Annotated in this window: 17 protein-coding genes; 1 reads left to right on the top strand and 16 read right to left on the bottom strand. The window is 75.7% G+C overall.

Going from position 1 to position 22,523, the window contains the following annotated elements:
* Positions 1 to 894 precede the first annotated feature (894 nt).
* Entirely contained in the window at positions 895 to 2,031 is a 1,137-nt protein-coding gene (locus ACFVFR_RS08845) for an acyl-CoA dehydrogenase (RefSeq protein WP_383699005.1), read from the top strand.
* Between the two features lie 215 nt (positions 2,032 to 2,246).
* Here the strand turns inward: ACFVFR_RS08845 and ACFVFR_RS08840 are convergent, their stop codons facing one another.
* The 16 genes from ACFVFR_RS08840 to ACFVFR_RS08765 form a co-directional block, all read right to left on the bottom strand.
* Positions 2,247 to 2,816: an NADase-type glycan-binding domain-containing protein gene (locus ACFVFR_RS08840; protein ID WP_383699004.1), complete on the bottom strand. Its 570-nt coding sequence runs from the start codon at positions 2,814 to 2,816 to the stop codon at positions 2,247 to 2,249.
* A gap of 776 nt (positions 2,817 to 3,592) precedes the next feature.
* Positions 3,593 to 4,162 carry a phage tail protein gene (locus ACFVFR_RS08835; RefSeq protein WP_383699003.1) on the bottom strand — a complete coding sequence of 190 codons (570 nt, stop codon included), beginning with the start codon at positions 4,160 to 4,162 and terminating at the stop codon, positions 3,593 to 3,595.
* The gene (locus ACFVFR_RS08830; protein WP_383699002.1) at positions 4,159 to 6,120 is read right to left on the bottom strand and encodes a putative baseplate assembly protein; all 1,962 of its coding nucleotides are present in this window, start codon (positions 6,118 to 6,120) and stop codon (positions 4,159 to 4,161) included. Before ACFVFR_RS08830 ends, ACFVFR_RS08835 begins: the two co-directional genes overlap by 4 nt.
* Positions 6,120 to 6,542, bottom strand: coding sequence for a GPW/gp25 family protein (locus ACFVFR_RS08825; protein WP_383699001.1), 423 nt, complete (start codon positions 6,540 to 6,542; stop codon positions 6,120 to 6,122). Before ACFVFR_RS08825 ends, ACFVFR_RS08830 begins: the two co-directional genes overlap by 1 nt.
* Positions 6,539 to 6,859 (bottom strand): PAAR domain-containing protein, encoded by a 321-nt coding sequence (locus ACFVFR_RS08820; protein ID WP_383699000.1) that lies wholly within the window; start codon positions 6,857 to 6,859, stop codon positions 6,539 to 6,541. Before ACFVFR_RS08820 ends, ACFVFR_RS08825 begins: the two co-directional genes overlap by 4 nt.
* A 44-nt stretch (positions 6,860 to 6,903) precedes the next feature.
* Positions 6,904 to 8,727: a VgrG-related protein gene (locus ACFVFR_RS08815; RefSeq protein ID WP_383698999.1), complete on the bottom strand. Its 1,824-nt coding sequence runs from the start codon at positions 8,725 to 8,727 to the stop codon at positions 6,904 to 6,906.
* Positions 8,724 to 9,446: a peptidase M23 gene (locus tag ACFVFR_RS08810; RefSeq protein WP_383698998.1), complete on the bottom strand. Its 723-nt coding sequence runs from the start codon at positions 9,444 to 9,446 to the stop codon at positions 8,724 to 8,726. The genes ACFVFR_RS08815 and ACFVFR_RS08810 overlap by 4 nt, the downstream gene beginning before the upstream one ends.
* Before the next feature lie 120 nt (positions 9,447 to 9,566).
* Complete coding sequence (locus ACFVFR_RS08805) at positions 9,567 to 9,992, bottom strand: phage tail protein (RefSeq protein WP_383698997.1); 426 nt, start codon at positions 9,990 to 9,992, stop codon at positions 9,567 to 9,569.
* Between the two features lie 119 nt (positions 9,993 to 10,111).
* Positions 10,112 to 10,705, bottom strand: a complete 594-nt coding sequence (locus tag ACFVFR_RS08800; RefSeq protein WP_383698996.1) for a hypothetical protein — start codon at positions 10,703 to 10,705, stop codon at positions 10,112 to 10,114.
* Between the two features lie 2,938 nt (positions 10,706 to 13,643).
* On the bottom strand, positions 13,644 to 13,802 hold the full coding sequence (locus ACFVFR_RS08795) for a DUF6760 family protein (RefSeq protein WP_383698995.1): 159 nt from the start codon (positions 13,800 to 13,802) through the stop codon (positions 13,644 to 13,646).
* Positions 13,799 to 14,299: a hypothetical protein gene (locus ACFVFR_RS08790; RefSeq protein ID WP_383698994.1), complete on the bottom strand. Its 501-nt coding sequence runs from the start codon at positions 14,297 to 14,299 to the stop codon at positions 13,799 to 13,801. Before ACFVFR_RS08790 ends, ACFVFR_RS08795 begins: the two co-directional genes overlap by 4 nt.
* Entirely contained in the window at positions 14,296 to 14,736 is a 441-nt protein-coding gene (locus ACFVFR_RS08785; RefSeq protein ID WP_383698993.1) for a phage tail protein, read from the bottom strand. Before ACFVFR_RS08785 ends, ACFVFR_RS08790 begins: the two co-directional genes overlap by 4 nt.
* 23 nt (positions 14,737 to 14,759) lie before the next feature.
* Positions 14,760 to 16,319: a phage tail sheath family protein gene (locus ACFVFR_RS08780; protein ID WP_383698992.1), complete on the bottom strand. Its 1,560-nt coding sequence runs from the start codon at positions 16,317 to 16,319 to the stop codon at positions 14,760 to 14,762.
* 161 nt (positions 16,320 to 16,480) lie between these two features.
* Positions 16,481 to 18,565, bottom strand: a complete 2,085-nt coding sequence (locus tag ACFVFR_RS08775; RefSeq protein WP_383698991.1) for an AAA family ATPase — start codon at positions 18,563 to 18,565, stop codon at positions 16,481 to 16,483.
* Positions 18,562 to 19,275 (bottom strand): DUF4255 domain-containing protein, encoded by a 714-nt coding sequence (locus ACFVFR_RS08770; protein WP_383698990.1) that lies wholly within the window; start codon positions 19,273 to 19,275, stop codon positions 18,562 to 18,564. Before ACFVFR_RS08770 ends, ACFVFR_RS08775 begins: the two co-directional genes overlap by 4 nt.
* Positions 19,272 to 22,520, bottom strand: a complete 3,249-nt coding sequence (locus ACFVFR_RS08765; protein ID WP_383698989.1) for a hypothetical protein — start codon at positions 22,518 to 22,520, stop codon at positions 19,272 to 19,274. The genes ACFVFR_RS08770 and ACFVFR_RS08765 overlap by 4 nt, the downstream gene beginning before the upstream one ends.
* Positions 22,521 to 22,523 lie beyond the last annotated feature (3 nt).

Genomic DNA, 22,523 nt, shown 5'->3' with positions numbered 1-22,523 from the left:
GGCGGTCGGTGTCGCAGGGCGGACGTGGTGGGCGGCCGGTCGCGATGGCCGCCGCGGCGTGCCCCGACACGCGAGGGAAGGCGCCCTGGCGGGCACTCACCGCGACGCGAACGGGCCACCGAAGCCCCGCTCGGCGCCGCACCACCGCTGGCCGGCAGCACCGACACACCCCGTGTGCCGCGCGGCGCGCCATCCGAGGTGAACCACGCGCGAAGGAGCGGACCCACCGGGCACCGGGCGGGGCCCAAGCGCCGCCGGTCACCCCCGGGGTGCTCCACGCCCGTCCGGGCCCTCGCGCCACCGTCACCCACGGGGCACGCCGACGGCCCGGCGGCGGCGCCCTGAGCACCGAGCCGTACCCCAAGCCCACAGCGTGGTGGGTCAGGAGGCCCCCGCTGACCGCCCGAGACACCGAGGCGGCACGGGAGGGGACTCTCCGCCACCGCCACCGCCACCGCCACCACCGCCACCACCGCCAGCCGTGCTGGCGCGGCCGACCGGGACGAGGAGCCGCTCGCCCCGCTGACCACCGCGCCCACACACCCTGACGGGCCGACACGCCCCCCGCCGAGCGGGGGCGAGGCCGTCATCGACGTGCCCGCACCTCCGGTGCCCAACGACGGGCCCCGGCAAGGCCAACCACCCACCCCCCGGCCCTCTCCGCCTGTCCGCCGACGCGCGGGGCGGCCACCCAGATTCGGTGGGGGCATTCGGCGAGGCCGACCGCCCGATGCTCCCCACCACCCCGGCCCGGAGCGCCCGCTCCCGAGGAGCTCCGCCCCGTGCGGCGGCGCCAGGCGCCCGTGCCGAATCCCCGGGGACGACCCGCTGAGCGGTGCCGACCCCACGACCACCGCGGACGAGACGCCCGCGGCCACTACACGAGGAGCGACCATGCAGTTCATGCAAGCTGACCGTGACACCTGCGACACCCTGCTGCCGGGGCTGCGCGCCGCGCTGTCCGAGGTGCCGCTGGCGACACTGGAGGCCGAGGGCAGCCCGGCGATCGAGCTGTTCCGCTCCCACAACGGCTCCAACCTGGTGGTGCCGAAGTCCTTCGGCGGCATCGGCGCCAGCGCCCTCGACACGGTCCGGGTGACCCGCGTGCTGGGCTCGCTCTCCCCCTCGCTGGCCGTGGCGACGACCATGCACCACTTCTCCATCGGCACGCTCGTCGGTGTCGCGGCGTCCCTCGGCGAGGGCACCGAGTTGGAGACCTCGTTGAAGCGGGTCGCGGAGGAGAAGCTGCTGCTCGCGTCCGGCTTCGCCGAGGGCCGCAGTGGCGAGGGCATCCTCAGCCCCACGATGGAGGCCCGGCCCGTCGAGGGCGGCTACCTGCTGCGCGGTTCCAAGAAGCCGTGCAGCATGGCGAAGTCCATGGGGCTGCTCACCGCGAGTGTGGCCATGCGCCGGCCCGACGGCTCCGCCGACATGGGCTTCCTGATGCTCCCCGCCGACAGCCCGGGGATCACCGTTCGCCCGTTCTGGTCGAACTTCGCGCTGGCCGGCGCCGAGAGCCACGAGGTGGTCCTGGAGGACGCGTTCGCCACCGAAGGCCAGATCCTGCACGCGCCGGACGAGATCCTGGAAGGTCTCAACGAACTCCAGGAAATCGGCCTGATCTGGTTCCAGATGATCGTCAGCGCCGGATACACCGGGCTGGCCAGCTCGCTGGTGGAACGGCTGCTGGAGAAGGGCCGGGGCAGCGCCTCCGACCGCGCCTCGATCGCCTCGCGGGTGGAGTCCGCCGCGCTGCTCACCGAGGGCCTGGCCCGACGGGTGATGGACGGTGAGACGGGCAACGACACGCTGGCCGCCGCGCTGGTGAGCCGCTTCGCCGTGCAGGACACCCTTGCCGGAGTCATCCGGGACGTGGTCGAACTGCTGGGTGGCATCGCGTACGTGACCTCTTCGGACACCGCCTACCTGGCGGCGGCCTCGCACGCCCTGGCCTTCCACCCGCCGTCCCGCACGGGCACGGTGGACGCTCTGCTCGACTACTACGCCGGCAAGCCGCTCATCGTGAAGTAACCCCGCGTAAAGCGGAATGCGATGACCACCACCCCTGCTGACTGACACGGACCGGTACGCGCGACCAGGTGGCTGACCCCGCCGGCCGCGCCCACCACCATCGAGCACCCCCCGCTCCCGGAGCGGGGGGTGCTCGCCTCGGTACGCCCGACCGTCCAGTCTCTCCTGACGCACCCGGTCGCGGGCCAGGCCGGGCCAGGCGCGGCGCGGGCGGGTCACCTGCGTTGGAAGAACTCGACCTCCGCCAAGGCCAGATGGCGGCCCCCGGTCAGCCCGGCCGGGGACGCCAGGGTGAGTCGGACGGTCGTCACCTCGCTGATGCGCAGGCCCTGGGGCTGGGGGCCGGGCTTGTCGTCGAGGGTGAGAGTCCGGCGGACGACATGGCCGTCCTCGGTCGTCGCCGCCAGGTCGATACGCAGCGCGCGCCCCTGACGGGCGTACTCCTGAGGGGAGTTCGAGGCGCCGTTGGTGATGATCAGGTCGTAGAGTCGGAACGGCTTGGCGAAGGTGTACGTCACGGTGGCGCCGGGCCCCGGGACGCCCCAGTAGCGGTTGCGGAGTCTGTCGGTGGTGTTGCCCACGGGATGGCCCGGTAGCTGTGCGGTCGCCGAGGTCCGCCGTGGGTTGACCGGCTTGGACTTGCGCAGCTTGTCCCGCGTGTCCTCGACGAGGTGCTGTCCGGCCGGCAGCAGCAGATACCCCCCCACGCCCAGCGCCGCGACCACCCCCAGGATCACCGTCAGCCGTACGAGGCGGCCCGACCGCGCCCGCCCGCGCCGCCGCACCGGCCACACCGTGCGCCACCACGGGAGCCGGGCCCGGGGGGCGGCCGGGGCCAGGGGGGCCGCGCAGCGGCGACAGAACCGGCGGTGGGGCGGGTTGGGTGTGCCGCACGCCGGGCAGGGGTCGCCGCTCTCGTGCTCGTCGGCCGGAACCGGTCGCACGGTGGGACGCGGCGCGACCGCCTTCGCGGGCTTGACCGGTCGCGGGGCGTCGCCCACCGGCGTCGCGGGCCGTACCGCCGGCGGCGACGCCGGCGCGGGCGCCCCCGCCGTCGGAGGCGAGGAGGGGGGCGGGGGTGTCTTTGGCGTGGCGGGCCCGGGTGTGGCCGATGGCGCTGGTGGCGGCCCCGGGTGGGCCCTCGCCGTGACGGGGTGAGCCGGTGGCGGAGGGTGGTTCCCCGACGGAACCGGCGGAGCTGGCGGTGTCACCGGGCTTGCGCCCGCCGTGTCCGAGGATGTCCCGGCCGGGTCCGGCGAGGCGTTCGGCGGACCCGTGCGCGCGGCCCCGGGGTCGCGGTCCGAGGCCGCCCGGTGGGTGGTTGGCGGGCCCTGATGGTCGGCGGGCGCGGTGACGCTCGGCGACGGGGCGTCCGCGTCGCCGGCCGCGCCCGTCGGGGTGGTGTCGGCTGGGGCGTCGCCCGGGTGGGTCGTCGTGGGGTGCGGCGTACGAGCTGGGTCCGTCGTCGGGGTGGTGGTCGACCAGCCCAGGTAGCCGCCGCAGTTGCCGCAGAAGTCGTCGCTCTCCTCGTTGGAGGCCCCGCAGGCCGGGCACGCGCGCCTCATGCCGGTCCTCCCCGGTCCGCGGGCGGCCCGGCCAGCACGCGCACCTGGCACCGGGTGTGCACCGGGCACAGGGCCCGTACGAGTTCCTCGACCCGCTCCGGGTCGACGTCCGTCGCCTGTTCCGGCCACACCCGGACCACGAGGTCGGCGGCCGGCGGGGGCGGCAGCGCCGAGAGCGCCGTCCGTGACCAGACCGCCGTGCCGTCGCCCACCACGTCCGAACCGACGCCCAGGAGCAGGCGCAGGGCCTCGGTCAGCCCGCGCCGGGTGCCCCGAGCGCGGTGCAGCTCCAGGGCCCGCAGGATCGCCTCGCGCCGCAGGTCTGGCGGCCAGCGCGGGTCGTCCACGGCGCCGATCCAGGACGCGAGCCAGCCCAGGAAGTCGGCCGGGGTCACCCGGGGGTCGAAGTAGGCGGACAGGTTGTCGAGCGTGGCGAACACGGGGGCCAGGACGGTGTCCAGGCCGGCGGTGAACCGCTGGGCCAGGTCGTCCTCGGCGTACAGGGCGGGCAGGTGGGCCCCGATGGGGTGCCGGCTGCGCAGGCCGGGCACGGCGGCGCGGGTCACGGCCGCTCCCGTGGTGGCGCGGCGCTCACGACCACCTGGTGCCGGTAGGAGAAGACGAGGGCGCCCGTCCCGATGTCGACGCGCTCGACGGGGGAGCCGCGCCGCCCCGTGATCGGATCGGCGGCGAACATCCGGACCTCCTCCACCAGCGCGTCCCCCACGGCGCGTTGGACGACGCCGAACACCTCGCCGTACTGCACCGCCCGCCCGAACGGCCAGCCGGTGCCGGTCGGGCCGCCGTGCAGCGGGTTGAGGTAGCGGAACAGGGCGTCCCGCGCGGCGTCGCGCACCCGCTCGGGTACCTCGCCGGCCGGCACCGACAGTCGCGCCACCACCGTGACGCCCTGGTAGACGGGGGGTTCGACGACCAGGCGGGTGCCGATCAGACGCCGCTCGTCCAGCGCCCCGGTCACCGTCTCCAACACCTGGTCGCTCGGTACGAGCTGCTCGAAGCGGAGCTGGTCCCCCTCGTCGGCGACCGCGTCGGGCACCACCAGGACCCGGACCGTGCCCGGGGAGTCGGCGGCGGACAGGCACCGCACACGCCGCAGGGACGGCGCCGCCTGGCGGGCGATGATCTCGTGGTCCTCGGCGGTCACCGCGCGCCCCTGCGTCCGCAGCGCCCGTGGGGCGCGCAGCCGGGCGTTGGCGACGCTCTCGCCGGCGACCCCGCCCCGGGCCGCCTCGCGGTTGCCGACCTCGGCGACGTAGGGCACGGAACTGCGCAGGACGTTGATGGCGCCCCGGGCGACGTTGCCCTCCGGGCCGCCGCCGGTGCGGTAGCGGGCCACGCGGATGTGCGCCCCCTTGGGCGGCACGGCACCGCACGCGCGCAGGGTGCCGTCGGCCTCGCGCAACGCGGGGGCGAAGGTGAACCTGCCGGTGGTGGCGTCCACCTGGACGTGCGGGTCCCGGGGCCCGGAGCGGCCGAAGTCGTCGACGACCTCCCAGCGCTGCCAGCCGTCGGCCGATGACACCTCCACCACGGGCGGCGGCCCGTCCAGCAGCACGGGCGGGCGGTCCAGTTGGAAGCTCTGCCCCGCGACGCCTTCCGAGATACCCAGGGGCGCGTCGGTCACCGTCTCGGCGTGCTCCACGGTCATGGTGCCCCCGACGGTGAAGACGGCCGCCTCGCGTACCGTGGGGGAGACCGAGTAGAAGGGCTGGCCCGGCTCCGGCGCCACGACCCGACAGCGCAGCCAGCCGCCTCGCGTACCGCCGACCACCGACGCCGTGTGGCCGGCCGGGACGTACACGATGACCTCACCGGGCCGGTTCAGGCCACCCGTGGTGTCCGCGCCGGTCTCGCACCGCTGCCAGCTCCCGCCGTCCCACGCCTCCCACACCAGCGGCGGCTGGCGCGGGTCCACCCCCACGCCCTCGACGCGGCTGTCCAGGCGTACCGCGAGCACGCACCGGGGTGCGGCGGTCGGCAGGCCGAACAGCAGCGCGTCGCCGGGCTCGGGCGCCGCCTGGAAACAGGGCACGTCCGCGGCCTCGGCCAGCATGGCGGTCCGGTCGGTCCGCTCGCCCGCGCGGTCCACGGTCAGCAGGCGGACCAGCTCGCTGGGCACGATGGGAAGCCGCTCGGTGGTCGCGAAGACCACGGCCTCCTCCGTCTCGCCGGCGGCCGTGGTCACCTCGGTGCCGGCGGCCAGCACCACCGTCTCGGCCTGGGGCGCCGAGAGCCAGAAGTCCACCTCGGCGCTGGCGGCCCCGGGCGGGAACAGCCGGATGTCCAACAGGTCGAGGAAGGCCAGGTAGTTCTTCTCCGGCACCCGGTTGAGCCGGTACAGGAGCTGGTCCACGAGATAGGCGAAGGTCTCGATCAGGGTGACGCCGGGGTCGGAGACGTTGTGGTCGGTCCACTCGGGCGCGCGCTGCCGCACGTACCGCTTGGCCTCGTCGACGAGCTGCTGGAAGCGCCGGTCGTCCAGGTTGGGGGAAGGCAGGGCCATCAGTTCGCGACCGTTTCCTCGGCCCCCTCCTCGGAGGGGATGGTGTAGAAGGGGAAGACCAGGTTGCGCCGGTCGTTGGTGGTACGCACCGTGTAGCGCACGTCGATGTAGAGGGTGCCGGCCTGGACCGCGTCGAAGGCCACGAGCACGTCGGACACGGCGATCCGTGGCTCCCACCGCTCCAGCGCCTCGCGCACCTGTTGGGCGATCCGGCCGGCGGTGGCGCCGTCGCCGGGCGCGAAGACGTAGTCGTGGATGCCACAGCCGAACTCGGGCCGCATCGGCCGCTCGCCCGGCGCCGTGCCGAGCACGAGCCGGATGGCCTCCTCGATCTCCCGCCCCCGCTCGACCATCGCGATGCCCCCGGTGGGGCCGACCCGCAGCGGGAACGCCCAGCCACGGCCGATGAACGCCTGACTCACAGCGCCCCTCCGATCCGCACGTTCACCGCGCCCATCAGGATCTGCGCGCCACACGCGGTCCTGTCGCCCGTCCGCGCGGCGGGCAGTCCGCCGATGAGGACCAGGCCGCTGGTGGCGCCGGCCGGGGAGGGCAGGACGACGTTGGCCGGCCCCAGCGCCGCGTGCGGCAGGGTCGGGCACACGTGCAGGCTGCCGACGACCGCGGCCGGCTGTCCGCCGATCAGGACGCGGGCCACCGTCGCGGCGGCCGAGGGCGGTGGGGTGGTGATCCGACCGCCGTGGTTGGTGGGATCACCGGTGCGGGCTGCGGCGGGCATCTGGGGCTCCTTGGGTGAGAGAGGGGGCGCGGGCGCGGGGTGTCTCAGTTGATCCTGACGAGCTTCGCCTTGAGGACGCCGAGCAGTCCGCCGTCGATGGAGACCTGGGTCCTGGCGGACACACCGACCCGGGCGCCGTCGATGGAGACGCCCGCCGTGCCGTTGATGTCCACCGTGCGACCCCTGACGGTCACCGTCCCCTGTCCGGCGTCCAGCGTGATGCCGCGACGGTCCAGGACGACGGAGGTCGCGACCCGCTTGCGCCCCGCGTACACCGTGACCTCGATCCGGTCACGACGGTCGTCCATGCGGACCTCCAGCCGTTCGTCGCCGGTCACCAGGCGCAGCCCCGAGGGGCCGGGCGCCGAGGCGTCCAACAGCTCCACCCGGTGGCCCGAACGCGAGGCCACGGAGCGGCGGTTGACCTTCCCGCTGGTGCGGTCGACGAGCGGGATGCCGTGCGGCGAGGGCTTGTCCACGCCGTTGTAGAGCCCGCCGAGGACGTACGGGCTGTCCAGCAGCCCCTGTTCGAAGCCCACCAGCACCTCGTCGTTGACCTCGGGGCTGATCACGCCGCCCCCGCCCTTGCCGCCCCACTGGACGGTGCGGACCCAGTCCGAGACGTACGTGCCGTCCAACCAGGGGAACTTCAGGCGCACCGCGCCCCGTTGGGACCCGTTCGGCTCGCGGACGTCGGTGACCACGCCGATGGCCAGGCCCGGGATGCGCGGCCCGCGATCGGGTGCGTTGGCGCCGGTGACCAGGCCGGTCAGGGAACGGTCCGGGCTGGGGCTGACCCACAGGGTGGTCCGGTAGCCGCCGTGCGGCTCCAGGACGTGCTGCACCGCCGTGGCCGTGTAGCGGCCGGAGAACGCCCGGCCCACGTTGCCCAACGCGACGGGCTTGCCCGCCCGCAGCACCGGGTTGCCCACCACCACCGCCTCCAACTCGGCGAACCCCGCGCCGATCCGCTCCGCCGTGGCCCGCGCGAGTGCCGTCGTCTCCGCCTGCGTGCGGTACGGCGTGTCGGTGACGGTCACCTGGGTGGCCCTGCCGAACCGGGCGACGCTCGCCGGCCCCAGGCCGGGTGCCACCGCGTCGCTGACCACCGACGCCTGCTCGGCGACCAACGGCCGCTTGGTGGTGGTGTTCCAGCCGCGCACCTGCACCTTCGAGGCCGCATCGGCCATCGAGAGCCCGGCGCGCAACGCCAGCAGGTTGTCGCCGAACTGGAGGACCAGCGGGCTGGTCGCGGCCGACGTCGACGGCGCGGGCGCGCCGGACGCCTTCAGCGGGCGGGTGAACTGGAGCAGCCCCTTGGCGTCGACGCGTACCTGGGCGCCGCTCTCGCTCGCCAGGTACTGGAGGAAGTCCCAGTCGGAGACGTTGGCCTGGGACAGCTGCTGGTGGGTGATGGCCGGCGCCTGCACGGTGCCGCAGGCCAGACCGGCTCCGGCGGCGACCTTGCGGACGATCGCCGCGGTCGTCATGTTCCGGTAGGCGACCACCTTGCGGCCCCGCTGGAGCCGGTGGGCCTTGGAGTAGGCGCGCAGGACGGTGAAGGCGCCGGTGGCGTCCTGGTCCAGCTCCAGGGCCGTGACCTCGCCGCTGAACAGCGGCTCGCGCGCCTGGTTCCTGGCGGTCACCACCGAGACGCGAAGCGGCGTACCGATGGTGATGTTGGTCGCGGCCAGGAACTCGTGGCCCTCGTCGCGGTAGGTGAGCGTGGCCGTGTCGGGCAGGCCGACGCTCTCGTCGACGACGCAGCTCACCAGGCGCTCGGCCCAGCCCTTCGGCACCTCGGCGGGCGCCTCCACGATGGGGTCGGCCGTGAACGACCGGCCGCCGTGTGCCTCGTTCGAGCTCACGACGCCTCCTCACCGGAGGTGGTCCGCGCGGCGGGCACCACGACCTGGGAGCCGGGGACGAGCGCGATCGGGTCGTCGATGTCGTTGGCCTCCGCGATGATCCGCCACACCGTCGCGTCGCCGTACTCGCGCCAGGCCAGCATCGCCAGACTGTCGCCGGCCACCACCGTGTGTGTGGTGCGCGCGGTGCGCGCGCCCGAGGTGGGGTTCTGCCCCGGCGGGTCGGTGCTCGCCTCCTCGATGGAGAGCGAACAAGTGGCGCGCAGCGGCGTGCCGTCCACGTCGAAGAGCGTGTAGGAGACCGACAGATTCGACAGCACCCCGTCGAAGGAGGTGGTGCGCGCGGTGCCCCACTCGAAGCGCACCCAGGGGCTGGCCGGCTTCTTGCGCGCCAGGCTCCTGGGCGTGGGCACACACGCCTTCATCAACGTCTCCACGGCCCGCTCCACCGACTTGTCATGCTTGGCCGTGGCGTCCAGGAACACGTCCAGGCTCAGCGTGCGCGGCCCGCTGCCGACGAACTCGGGCATGGCCGACTGGCCCGCCATCCGCGAGGGGGAGCGCCGCCACTCCGTGCTCTTGCCCAGTTGCAGGGTGGCGGGGTTGAACTGGAGGTCGAGTCGCGCGATCACGCCGCCGGGCCTGGCCCCGACGGCGGTCGGCGGCTCCTTGAGCGTGAGCTGGGCTCTGGCCCGGCTGGCACGGACCGCTGGGGACATGCTGTGCCTTCCTGTCGCGCGGCGGGTGTGTCCGCCGGTCGGGTGGGGTGGGCTCGTGGGTGGTCGCGGTCGAAGCCGCCTCGCGCGAGGTGCCGGGCGGGCGCGCGGAAGGCGTCGGGCTCAGGTCGGGGACAGGCCCTGGTGGGCGATCTCCAGCGTCTCGACGGCCGGCTGTGAACTGCCCGGGTCGAACGACGGGCCCTGCCACCGCACGGGGACGATGCCGAACACCTGCCAGCTGATGATCTTGCTCAGGTCGGGCCGCAACGCCACGATCTCGCCGTCCTTGGCCTCGACCCGGCGCAGCGTCTCGTCCAACCAGCGGCCGATCTTCGCCGTGTCGGCGGTGACCGGCCGGGTGAGGGTGATGTTGGACCAGCTCACCCGGCCGGGCAGGTTCCAGGTGAAGCCGTTGTTGCCGCCCTCGGTGTAGCGCTCCATCTCGACCTCGGCGCCCATGCCCGAGCAGGTGTGGAAGGCGCCCAGGTCGCTGCCGCCGATGGCCAGGCGGAAGAACACGCTCGTCGCGAAGATGTTGTCGGTCATAGTGCCGTCGGGTCCCGTCGTCCGTTCCGCTTCCGTCCGTTGGTGTCCGCTTCCCTCCCGCGCGCGTAGGCCCCCGGCTACGAGGCGCCGCGCGACCGGGTTCCGATCCGGTCACCCCCTCAGCGCCGCCCGTCGAAGGGCCGGCCCGCCCGTTCCCGGCCTCGCCGCAACTCGGTACGCAGCAGCCGCGAGAGCGGGTCCACCAGGCGTCGGGCCAGGTCGTCCAGGTCGGTTCCGGGAGGTTGGGCCGGCTTCTCCCGCGCGGCGGCGCCCCGTTCCGAGGTCGCCTCCCAGCCGACCGCCGGCGGCCCGACCGGACCGGGACCGCTCGTCGGGCCGTCGGGCGCGGTGTCCGGGGTGACGCCCGGCGCGCCGTCCGGGGCGCGTTGGACGACCGGGGCGGCGCGCGGTGGCGGCCCGGCGACGGGCACCGCCGGCGGCGCCGGGCGTCGGGCGAGCACGCCAGGCCCGCCCGCGGCGCGTGGCGCGGCGCTCGCCGGCGTGGCCGGCGCGCCTCCGGGGCCGACGGGCTCGATACGGGGTGCCGCCACCGGGAGCGGTCTCCACGCCGTAGGGGCGTCGGCCGCCAGCGGCGACGCGGGCCGGATCGCGGGGGTGTGGGGGCGGACGATCCGGTCGGCGTCGGACACGACGTTCGACAAGGAGCGGGGCGGGGCGTTGGGGGTGCCGGTGCCGGGTGGGGCGGCGGGCACGCGCTGGAGGGTGCCCCCTGCCGGAGTGGCGCCCCCTGCCGGAGTGGCGGACGCTCCGTACGGTCCGATGTGCGGGGGCGAACCCGCGCCCGGCTCGCGTGCCGCCCCGGGTGTGGCGGGGCGCGGCCAACGGGGCCGCACCACGGGGCGGGTGGCGCGGGGGGGCGGGCTGGTCGCGGGGGGCGTGGGGCGGATGCCGGGCACCAGCGGGCGGGCGCTCAGCAGCGGGACGCCACGCGGTGCCGGGCGGCCGGCCGCGTCCCGTCCCGCCCGGACACCGCCGTCCACCGACCGCGCCACGACCAGCGGCACGCGGTCGCCACCGCGCGCGTCCGGTGACGGCACGGCACGCACCCGGTCGCCCCGTGGCGCGCCGTCCCCCGTGGGCGCGTCGGCTCCGGCCCCCGACAGCCGGCTGGACGGCGCCGGGGACGCTGGCGCCACGACGCGTTGAACGGGCGTGGGGGAGAAGGTCGCCCTCCGGGCCTCCGAGACGTCGGGCGAGGCCGCGCGCGCACCGCGTGCCCCCGCCGCTCCCAGCGGCGGCGCGGGCCCCGACGCGACGCCCGATGCCCCCGGGCGCGGGGCGCCGACCGACGACGTGGGATGTGGTGGGTGTGTTGGCGAAGGCGACGTACCCGTAAGGGAGGTGGGTGTGCCTTCGCGTGTGGCGCCGCGCGTCGGCGGCAGCCACGCGGCGCTGGCCGGCATGGCGGTCAGCGGCGCGCCCAGTCCGGTGCGCGGGTGGGGGGCCTCGGGTGCGCGCGGGGGCCCGGGGTCGGCTCCTGGGGTGGGGGGAGTGGGTGTCCCGACGCCGGAGGCGCGGGTGTTCCCCGGGCCCGGCCCAGGCGACTCGGCCCGGTCGGACGTCGGGCCGGCGCCGGCCTCCGTGGAGGGTGACCGCATCACCGGCCGCGTGGCCTCCGGGACGGCTGCCGGGTGGGAGGGTGAGACCGGCGGTGCGGCGCCTGTCTGCCGGGGTCGCACCACGGGCGGGGCGCCGGGCGACGGCGAGTGGGTGTGCGTGTGGGGGGCGTCCCTGCCCAGCGGGACCGCCGTGGGGGGCAGACCGGCCAGCGGGGCGCCGATTGGTGCGCGGGCGGCCGACAGCGGAACCTCCCGACCCGGTTCGCCGAGCCCCGGGGCGGTTCCCGAGGGGCTGTCCGGCCCGCCGGGAGGGTCTGGCCGGGTGGCCTGGCGTCGCGGCGCGGCCGGGTCCGGCGGGACGGTGGGCCGTACGGGGTGTAGGCGCCACCTCGTACGCGTCGGTGTCCGGGCGACGATCAGCGGGCGACCCAGCGGGCGCGCGCGCACCGTCGGTCGCGCGGCGTCGGAGGCGCCCCCCGTGGGGTGCGCGCCGCGCGCACCGGCCCGGCCCGGGTCCGGGGCGGTCGGCGCCACGTCGGGGTCGCCGGCCGACCGCGCCCCGGCGCGGCGGGGCCCGGTGGCGCTGGGCCCGGCGGTGGCGGTGGGCCCGGCCGGGGTGGGCCCGATGGCGGCGGGCCTGGCCGAGGTGGGTTCGGCGGCCTCGGTTCCGGGGCGTCCGGTGGCGGCGGTGGGCCTCGCCGTGTGCGCGTCGGGCCCCGCGCCGCGAGCGGCCCGGGGCGCGGAGTCCGCCACCACGGCGATGCGCCGGACCAGCGGCAGGCGCGGGAGAGCGGGTCGGGCGGCGGGCCCGGTGGGCGGGGGCGACGCGGCGTCGAGCGCGGCCCGTTGGACGAGGCCCGGCGTGAACGGGGTGCGCGTGGGCGCGGGCCGCTCGGAGACCAGGCCACGCTCCGGCGACGTACCGACCGGCCCGACCGGCTCGCCACGACCACCGGCCGACTCGCTGCCGGTGGATACCGAACTCCCGCTCCGCGTCACGGGGCTCGAAGGGGCCGGACGCGTGGGCCGGGGTGTGTCGGCGGTGGCCGGGTGTGGGGGTGCGGACCGGGTGGTCTCCGCGTTCGGTGCGGGCGGGGGCGTGCGGGGAGTGTCCGCGAGGTCCGGGTGTGAGGGGACGGACCGGGTGGCCTCGGTCGTCGGTGCCTCGGCCGGGCGCTGGGGTGGTCCGGTGCGCGGCCCGGCCGGTCCGACGGCCGCGGGGGAACCCGTGCCGGCGCCGCCGTCGCGTGCCGTCGCGCGCGACACGACCGGACCGACCCCCCGCGAGCGGGGCACGTCCCGTGCGCGCGGGCCGTCAGCCGACACGACGGGCGTGATCGCGCCTCCCGACGCCCCTTGCGCTGAGCCGGCGCCGGGGCCGGAGCCCGGGCCTGGGCCAGGGTTGGAGCCGGAGCGGCCGCCGGTGCCGGAGTGGGGTGGGGCGGCGTCGGGCGTGCTCGGGTGAGGTAGGCGGTCGGCGGGGGCCGGGCGGCGTGGGGCGGCACGCGCGGTGCCGGGTGCGGTGGCGTTCGGCGCGCTGGTGGTCCGCGTGGTGCGCGGGGTCCGGCCGCCACCCGACTCGGGTCGGCCGCCTGGCGCGCCGCGCCGGCGGACCGTGGGCGGCACCGACGGGCCACGGTCGTCCGCGTCCTCGGTGGGCCCGCCCTGGGCGGCCTCGTGGAGTGGCGGTGTGACCCGCAGCAGCAGCGGGCCGCCTGCGCTGGTGGCGGGCGGTGTCGTGGTCGGGCGGATGACGCCGCGCACGAGGCCTGCCGGTGCCAGGGGGGTGAGGGTGTGGGCGAGGCCCGTGTCGAACAGCGGGTTGCGCCACGCCGCCAGCCGCGAGCGGAAGACGAGGCCGTCGCTGACGGCCAACGGGGCGCGGGCGAGGGTGAGCGGCGGCGGTGCCGTGCGCCGCCACCCGCCGTCCCAGCGGTCGGGTACGCCGAACGCCGGCGCCGGGGGGACCTCGCGCTCCACGGTGGCCGCCCGGCCCGCCCGCGTGGCCCGGCCGAGGCGACCACCTGACCCGGCCGCGCGCCGCCGCCATCTGTCCCGCCATGCCATGCGCTCAACCACCTTCGTTCGCACGGGTGTTGATATGGGCGATCTCGGCCACCCACTGCTGTCGCTCGCCGTGGGGCAGGTCGAGGATCTCCGCGCGCGGCCAGTGGAAGTGGTAGGCGATGTACGCGATCTCCTCCCGCAGCCGGGGGAGGGCGTACGTCACGATTCCCCCAGGCGCCCACCCGAGAGATCGACCTCGAAGCCGCCTTCGCAGTGGGGGCAGGTGACCGCCGCCCGGGTGTGTCCCTCGCTGTTGACGCGCCGGTAGAAGTCCTGGAGGAACGCGATGTCGGTGGCGTACATCCGCTCCACGATCCCGGCGTGGACGTCGGTGATCGAACCGATCCGCGTGATCACCTGGCTGAGCAGCACCACGCTCAGATACGCCGGGTTCTCCTTGACCCGCAGGTCGATCTGTGGCCGGAGCTCGTCGCGGGCCGTGGCCAGCCGCATCGCCCCGTGCCGGTGCAGCGTCCCCGCCTCGTCCACGTAGCCGCGCGGCAGCTCGAACGCGAACTCCGGGTGCGGCCAAGGGCCCTGGCCGGCGGTCGGGTCGGTGGCGGTCGGAGGCTGCGGTGTGGCCTCACCCGGGTGCGTCGCGGGCGCCGTGGCCTGGAGGATCTCCTCCAGGTTGCCCGCCGTGACCGTACGGCGCCTCATTCGACGACGATCTCCTCGAACACGATGGTCACCGTCTCCGTGGCCGCGGAGGACTCGCCCGCCTTCAGCGAGGGGCCCTCCCACTTGGACGCCCAGCCCTGCATGAGCTGGATGCGTCGCACGGTCTCGCCGGTGGAGTCCTTGATCTCGATGGTCAGGTTCTGCCGCGCGGTGTCGACGGCCCCGTTGTTCAGGGTCTCCTTGATCCACGTGGTGAACTCGCTGCTCTTGTCGAGCCCCCGGGTGATGGTGATCTCCCCGGCCTGGCGGGCGCCCGGCTGCTTGCGGATGATCTGTTTGCCCTCGGCGCTGACCTGCCGGACCTCGACGACCTCCTCCTCGACGGACAGCCCGCTGATCTCCTGGATCGATTCGACCAGGTATCCGCCGAGCTGCACGCCGAAGACATGGGTGGAAAGCGCGTCGCCCTCTGCCATGACCGTGTGTCACCTCTTCCTGTTCACTCGTCGACGAGGCTGGTGCTGTCGGAGAACTGGGCCAGCCGGAAGACCACGAACTCGGCCGGCTTGACCGGGGACACGCCGATCTCGCAGACCACGCGCCCCTGGTCGATGGACTCCCGTGGGTTGTTGTCACGGTCGCACTTGACGTAGAAGGCCTCCGCGGCCGTACGCCCGAACAGCGCGCCCCGGCGCCACTCCTCGGTGAGGAAGGCGGTGATGTTACGGCGGATGCTCGACCACAGTCGGTCGTCGTTGGGCTCGAAGACCACCCACTGGGTGCCCAACAGGATCGACTCCTCCAGGTAGTTGAAGAGGCGGCGCACGTTCAGATAGCGCCAGGCCGGGTCGGAGGAGAGGGTGCGGGCGCCCCAGACGCGGATGCCACGCCCGGGGAAGGCGCGCAGGCAGTTCACGCCGATCGGGTTGAGCAGGTCCTGCTCGCCCTTGCTCAGCCGTAACTCCAGGTCCACCACGCCCCGCAGCACCTCGTTGGCCGGGGCCTTGTGCACCCCGCGCTCGACGTCGCTACGGGCCCACAGGCCGGCGACGTGACCGCTGGGTGGGATGGTGGCGTTGTGCCCGGCGGCCGGGTCGAAGACCCGCACCCACGGGTAGTAGAGCGTCGCGTACCGGGAGTCGTACCCCGCCTCGTCGTTGCGCCAGGCGCGCACCCGCTGGGCGGACAGGCCGGGCGGCGCGTCGAGGACGGCCACCCGGTCGCCCATCTGCTCGCAGTGCGCGATGACGGCGAGCTGGACCGTGCGTACTCCCTCGGCGTCGATGTCACCCCGCTGGAAGGCGCTCATCAGGTCCGGCACCGCGACCATGGTGATCTCGTCGACGGACTCCAACCCGGCGAACCCGGTCCGCGCCTGGGAGTCACCCACGTACTCACCCGCGTCCAGCCGCGCCACCCCGCCGCCCGGCGCGGCGGGCGAGGCCACCGCCGGCGCGTCCGGGACCGTCACCGTCTGGGAGGCCGGCCGGCTCTGGCTGGCCCCGGGCCGTTCGGTGACCTCGATCAGCTGCGAGGCGCGGGTCTGGTTGAGGAGGTAGCCCTTGACGTTGCGGCGGGTGGACGCGTCGTACGTCTCGACCACCTGGTCACCCTGGTGGACCAGCACCCGGAAGCGGTCCTCGGGCCGGTTCTCCCCCTCCGGGTCGGCGATCTCGACGGACACGCCGCTCACCCCGGGCCGGGCCGCCACCAGGAACCCGCCGACCTCCACCGACGCCGGCTCCCCGGCCGGCCGCGCGGCCCCGGGCCCGGCCGCCGTCGTCGGCTCCGCGTCGGAACCGCCGACCCGCACGACGTAGGCGGCGCCACCACCGTTGGCGAAGTAGCCGTACACCGCGTGCGGCAGATAGGCGCCACGGGTGAAGCCACCGAAGCGCTGGCTGTACTGCTCCCAGCTGGTGACCAGCGTCGGCGCGTGGAAGGGGCCCTTCTCGGCGAAGCCGACGAACGCGGCGACGGCGGTGCCCACCCCCTCGATCGGGCGAGCTCCGGACTGCACCTCCTCCACGTACACACCCGGGGTGAGGTACGTCGCCATACTCGCTCCTTCGCGCTCGGCGGTCCTGGGTCGCGGACCCAGCCTTGACGCCGACGCCACCGATGACAGGGGACCTGGGTCCCTGCCCGGGGGCAGACACCCTGCCCGCGCGGTCGCCGCCCCCCGTGCGCCGCGTGCAGCCCACGGCCACGCCCGGTGGCTCAGCCGTGCCGGACCTGTGCCAGATACGGGCCGAACTCGCCCTCCAGCACCAGTCGGCCCAGCTTGCGGTACTCCCGGGCGACGGCCGTCATCACCTGACGCATCGTCAGCGCGGTGCCGGCCTCGGCGGACAGGTACGCGGCGGTCACCGCGCAGGCCCGGATCGACCCGCCGGACAGCTCGAAGCGCTCCGCGCAGAAGGTCAGGTCCAGATCGCCCCCGCGCGGCAGCCGCCCACCCAGGCACCGCTCCCACAGGTCCAGGCGCTGTGCCGTGGTGGGCACCGGGAACTCCGCCACGATGTCCAGCCGCCGGGTGAACGCCTCGTCCACGCCCGCGCGCAGGTTGGTCGTCAGCACGGCGATGCCGTCGAAGGACTCCATGCGCTGGAGCAGGTACGCCGACTCGATGTTCGCGTGCCGGTCGTGCGCCCCGCGCACCTCCGAACGCTTGCCGAAGATCGCGTCGGCCTCGTCGAAGAGCAGCACGGCGTTGACCACCGACGCCTCGGTGAAGATCCGCTCCAGGTTCTTCTCGGTCTCCCCGACGTACTTGTCGACCACCGTGGACAGGTCCACCACGTACAGGTCCATGCCCAGATCGGCGGCCACCACCTCGGCGGACATCGTCTTGCCGGTGCCCGACGGGCCCGCGAACAGCGCGATCACACCGTGCCCCCGGCCACCGCCCGGCCGCATGCCCCACTGCCCGAGCACCCGGTCGCGGTGGCGGGCGCGCACCGCCAGCTCGCGCAACGCGTGGTGGGTACGCGCGGGCAACACCAGGTCGTCCCAGCCCACGGCGGGCACCACCCGGCGTGCCAGCCGGGCCAACCCCGCCCCGTTCTGGGCGCGCACGGCCCCGCGTAGATCGTCGGGGCGCACCGGCCGCCCGGCCAGCGCGGCGGTGCGCACGGCCGCGCCGGCGGCCCGGCGGAGCTGCCGCGCGTCCAACCGGTGCGCGGCCACCGAGCGGGCCAGCCCCTCCGCGTCCGCCACCGCGGAGCCCTGGGCCCGCTCCAACGCCTGCCGCCAGCGCGCCGTCCGCTGCTCGGGGGAGGCGGCCGGCACGGTCAGGGTCACCGGCGTGTCCGCCGCCCAGGTCGGGTCCCAGTCCCGCGAACCGTAGGTGAACAGCGGGACGCCCCGGGCGGCGGCACACAGGGTCCGCAGCGCGTGGGCCCGCTCGGCCGGCCGGCCCGGCAGCGCCTCCAGCGGCCCCACCACCAGCCCGGCAGCGGTCAACCGGGCCTCACGGGTCGCGATCGCCGCCAGCGCGGGCACCTCGTCGGGACGCTGGGCCAGCGCCGCCGCGTCCAGCACCAGCGCGCCGCGCCCGGCCGTGCGCAGCGCCGCGCCCGCCAGGCCCTCGGGGGCACCGCCCAGGGCCCGCAAGTGCACGTGCCCGGACCCGGTGCCGGCCGCCGAGGCGGCCTGCCGCACCAGCGCCTCGTCGGCCGCACGGTCGGTGACGTCCTCGCCGAGGACGGGCACCAGAGCGGGGTCCGGCGCGTGGTGCCCGAGCAGATGCGCCGTGACCCGGTCGGGCACGGTCACGAGTCGCGACAGCGGTGGCCGTTCCCGCTCGCCGACCTCCAGCAGGCCACCGGCGAGCAGGGGCGCGCCGGGGGTGAGCCGGAAGCGGCCGGTGGACATCCCGCCGTGCCCGCACAGTTCGAGCGCGAGACCGACGGTAGGCCGGCGGCGCGTGAGGTCGTCGTTGAGGTAGCCGTAGAGCCGCTCGAAGCGGGCGTCCAGGTCCGGCGCCACGGCGACGAGCAGCAGGTCCACGTCCAACGGCGCCAGGTCGAAGTCCCGGGCCAGCCGACCCAGCACCGAGTCGGGCGGCGGGGCGGGCACGGGCGGCTCCGGCAGGCCGAACCGGTCCGCCGGCTCGTCGAGCACCCGGACGACGGCCTCCGGCGCGAGGTACTGGCCCCGGTAGGGGTCGTCCGGATCGGGGTCCGCCGCGCGCCGGTTGGCCACGGCCAGGCGCACCCGTTCCTCCACCAGCCGCAGCCGCCGCCACAGGTAGGACCCGCTGCCCCCGGCGGGCGGGGACGTCGGTTCCACGGTGTACGTCACGGCTGGCGGCCCCCTCGCCGTCGGCGGCGACGCTCGGGAGCGGGCCGCCGCTCCCGTGGCGCGCCGAACCCCTCCGCCGCAGCGTCGTCGACCCCGGTGTAACGCAGCCGGCGAGCGCCCTCCGCTCCCGCTTCCGCCTCGGGCTCCGGCGCGGGGCGTACCACGAGGCCCGCGGTGACCGGCGGCGCGGCGGCCCGCCGGGCGCCGGCCAGCGGCGCCAGCACCCGCACCTCGAGAGAGGGGCGCAGCTCCCCGCCCAGGGCGGACCACACGTCGGAGGCGGCCGGCGTGTCGGAGCCGGTCCCGGCCAGGCCGAGGTCCACGGCGAGCCCCAGCGTGGCCAGCGAACCGGTCAGCAGGCTCGGCGGCAGCGCGTCCGTGGCCACCAGGGTCTCCAACACCTGCGCGAGCAGCCGGTGTTCGTCCTGTGAGCGGCTGGCCCAGGCCGTGACCAGGTAGGTCAGCTCGAACCAGCGCGCGGGCGCGCGGTGCGCGAGGACCAACCCGTCCGCGTCGTACTCCTCGCCGCCACCGCTGCTGCGGCGCGCGCCGTCCTCGCGGATGTCGTAGAGGAACACGCAGACGGTCGGGGCGCTGCGGCGCGCCGCCCAGTCACGGGTGGGAGCGTCGAAGACGACCTCGACGCCCGACGCCGCGAGCCCGGACTCGTCGAGCAGCCGGCGCAGCGCCTCGTCGACCTCGTGGATCACCGGCGGATCACCTCGTCGCGGGGCTGGATGGAGCCGCTGACCACCAGGAAGTCGGTCCTGACCGGGGAGAAGCCGGGGCCGCTGGCGGTGATGGTGCGCGGGCCCGTCTGGTCCTTGTGGAGGATCAGGAGCTGGCCGATGAACGTGCCGTCGGCCTTGGGGACGGTGGGGGCCGCCGCCGCGGTGATGCCCGGCCGCCAGCGGAAGCGCACCGGCACACCCGGGGGGAAGTCCCTGCCGCGTACCGAGGTCACGAAGCCGGGTTTGCCGATGGGCGGTACGGCGACGATGCGCGGCTGGAGGACGCGCAGGGGCCGCCGGGCCCGGTTGTCGTCGGGGTCGGCGTCGGTGCCGCTGGTCGTCAGCACCCCGGTGACCTGGGTGGTGAGCGCCTCGCGCGGGCTGAGGACGACCTGGAGGACGGTGCGCGCGCCGGGCGCCAGGTCGGGCAGGGAACACCGCCAGGTGGCGTCACAGCCGGCGGGCGGCCCGTTGTTCGGCACCCCCCTGGGCAGGCCGAGGCGCAGGCGCAGCCCGGTGGCCAGGGCCTGGCGGCCGTTGCGGACGGTGTAGGTGACGACGACGCGACCGCCGACGTACCCCGGGTGGGGTTGGACCGCGACGCTGACACCGGGGCCGGCCCGGGGCGCGGGCGGCTCGGCCGGTGGCGGCGGTGGTGGTGGCGACGGCTTGGGCGGTGGCGGTGTGGTGGGTGGCTGTGGGGTGGGTGGGTTCGTGGTGGGTGGGCCCGTCGTCGGGGAGGGCGCGGTCGGGGTCGGGGCGGTGGGCGTGGGTGTGGGCGGCGTGGGCGTGGGGGGGAGCGGGGCCTCGCGTACCGGTACGAGGGTGCGGTCGGCGTTGTCGGTCGGGTGGGGGTCGACGACGGCGCCGGTCACCGACCAGTCGACGGGGTGCGTGCCGGGGGTGACCCCGGTCAGGGTGACGGTCACCGGCACGGTGGCGCCGGCCGGCACCCCACCCAGATCACAGGTCAGGCTCGCGGCCTGACAGGCACGGCCGGGTGCGGACAGGCCCGTGACGCGCACCCCGTCAGGCGGTGCGAGGGTCAGCCGGGTGCCGGGCGAGGCGGCCGGCCCGTGGTTCAGGACCTGGACCACGACCGTGCCGGAGCGGCCGACGACGATCTCCGGGGCCGTGTCGGGCGCGCGGACCGCCAGGTCCACCGACTGCCGTACGGTCGGCTCCTTCTGGCGCCCGGGCAGGCCGTCGGTGAGCGGGGTCACCGCGCCCGTGTCCAGGTTGACCACGCGCAGCTTCTCCGGGCTGTTGGGTGGCAGCGCGGCGCGCGAGCTGAACACCAGGTGCGCGCCGTCGGCCGTCCACGCGGCGTCCCGGGGCTGGAAGGGGCCGGTGTCCCGGGTGTCAGGCAGCTCCCGGCCGCAGGCGCCGGGCAGGTCACGCGCGCTCGCGGGCAGCAGCACACGGCAGTCCCCGCCCGAGGCGGCGGCGAGCAGCAGGCCGTTGCGCTCCTCGGGCTGGTCGCCGCCGTGCTTCCGGTTGAAGGCGATCGTCGCCCCGTCCGGGGAGAACGCGGGGCTGTCGTCGATGACCCGGCAGGGCTCGGGACAGGCGGTGGCGCTCAGGTCGCGCTGCCGGTCCAGGCTGTTCACCGGCACCGTCCACACGTGTTTGCCGCCCTCCGCGCCGTAGCCGGCGTGGTCGCGGGTGAAGGCCAGCGTGCCGCCGTCGGGGGACCAGGCGGGCTGGGCGTCTCCCAGGGTCTGCCCGGCGGGCGGGATGATCCGGTCGCGGATCTCGCCGGTCGCCGCGTCCGCGACCAGGACCCGCCCCCGGGCCGCGCCACCCACCTCGCCCGGGGACGTACGGGTGAAGGCCAGGTACCTGCCGTCCGGTGAGAACGTCGGATCGGTGTCCCAGTCGCGGGGCCCGCGCCCCGCCAGCGGCACCAGCCGCTCGCCGGTGCCGTCGGCCTCGGCGATCCAGATCCGCTGGTACCGCTCCTTGACCGGGCCCTCGAACCGGGTGAACGCGATGCGACGGCCGTCGGGTGTGTAGGTCTGCCGTTCGGTCCACGGGTCGTAGCCCTCCCCGGGTTGGAACAGCGGGTCCCGCCCTGGCCTGGTCTCGGTGTCCGCCGTCGGGTCCTCCCAGAGGAGGGTGTGGCCCAGATGGCGTGGGTCGGCGCCGTCCAGGCGGATGTCCTGGAGCGTCGCCCGGTTCCGCCGGTCCGCCGAGGTGCGGTCCACCACGGCGCCCCCGTCCTCCTGGGGGCCGAGCCAGGTGGCCGATCCGACCTCGCGGTCCTCGCTGAGGACCAGCGCGGGCGTCGCGGCGGAATGCTCGGTCACCCGGTAGACGTGGTCCCAGTCACCCTCGCAGTCGCAGGTGTGTGTGGTGCTGAGGAACAGCAGGTCGTTCCCGTCGGGCAACCACGCTGCCCCGTGGGTCGGCCAGTCCTTCTGCTTGCCGGCCAGCAGCGGCCCGCCCCCGCCGCCGTTCCCGTGGGTCCAGCGCAACCGGGGGCCCTGCGGGCCGGTCGCCGTGTAGGCGATGACCTCCCGGTTCGCGGCGTCGTCCACCGGATTCCAGACGGGCTCGCTCGCCGTGCCGTCGGCCGGGTCGGTGACGCGCCGGGCCGGGCCACCCGCCAACGGCCGTACGTGGACCTGCCGCCCCGCGAGCGGGTCCCCGTCACCGGTGTACGCCAGCCGCCGCCCGTCCGGCGACAGGGTCGGCCACTCCTCGTTCGCCGGGGTGTCGGTGAGCCGCGTCAGCGCGCTCCCGTCGACACCCACCCGCCACAGGTCACGCTGGGTCGCGCCGCCGGGCCGTCCGGGCTCGGCCGAGTCGAAGACGACGGCCTGCCCGTCCGGTGTCAGCCGTGGATGCGCGGCGTCCCGCCCGCTGGTCAGCCGGCGCACCGACCCGTCCGGCGAGCGGAGGTAGACCTGGGGCCGCCGCTCGTCCCGCCGGCTGACGAAGACCAAGCGGTCACCCAGGGCGGCGGGGTCGACGTCGAAGTGCGTCGGTCCCGGCCCGAACAGCGCGGGACTCGACGTGCCGGACGCGACCCGACCCAGGCTGCGGTGCCGGGTCCCGGCGTACGCGACCCGGGTCTCCGCCGAGGCGGCGCGCACCACGGTCTCCTCGGCGGCCGGACGGGCCGCCGTCGTCACCCCGAGCAGGGGCGCCAGCAGCGACAGCACCAGGACGATCCGCCCCCGGCGCCACCACCGACCGCCCCCGTCACCCGTGCCCCTCACAGC

This window comes from Streptomyces sp. NPDC057702, assembly GCF_042799315.1.
Taxonomy (GTDB): Bacteria; Actinomycetota; Actinomycetes; order Streptomycetales; family Streptomycetaceae; genus Streptomyces.
Note: the sequence above shows the minus strand (reverse complement) of the source record. Positions and strands in the feature narration are given on the sequence as shown.

Excerpts from the sequence above, each read along its gene's own strand:
- ACFVFR_RS08780 (WP_383698992.1), bottom strand. The coding sequence starts at position 16,319 with ATGGCGACGTACCTCACCCCGGGTGTGTACGTGGAGGAGGTGCAGTCC.
- ACFVFR_RS08810 (WP_383698998.1), bottom strand. The coding sequence starts at position 9,446 with ATGTCCCCAGCGGTCCGTGCCAGCCGGGCCAGAGCCCAGCTCACGCTC.
- ACFVFR_RS08830 (WP_383699002.1), bottom strand. The coding sequence starts at position 6,120 with ATGGCCCTGCCTTCCCCCAACCTGGACGACCGGCGCTTCCAGCAGCTC.
- ACFVFR_RS08820 (WP_383699000.1), bottom strand. The coding sequence starts at position 6,859 with ATGCCCGCCGCAGCCCGCACCGGTGATCCCACCAACCACGGCGGTCGG.
- ACFVFR_RS08790 (WP_383698994.1), bottom strand. The coding sequence starts at position 14,299 with ATGAGGCGCCGTACGGTCACGGCGGGCAACCTGGAGGAGATCCTCCAG.
- ACFVFR_RS08845 (WP_383699005.1), top strand. The coding sequence starts at position 895 with ATGCAGTTCATGCAAGCTGACCGTGACACCTGCGACACCCTGCTGCCG.
- ACFVFR_RS08805 (WP_383698997.1), bottom strand. The coding sequence starts at position 9,992 with ATGACCGACAACATCTTCGCGACGAGCGTGTTCTTCCGCCTGGCCATC.
- ACFVFR_RS08785 (WP_383698993.1), bottom strand. The coding sequence starts at position 14,736 with ATGGCAGAGGGCGACGCGCTTTCCACCCATGTCTTCGGCGTGCAGCTC.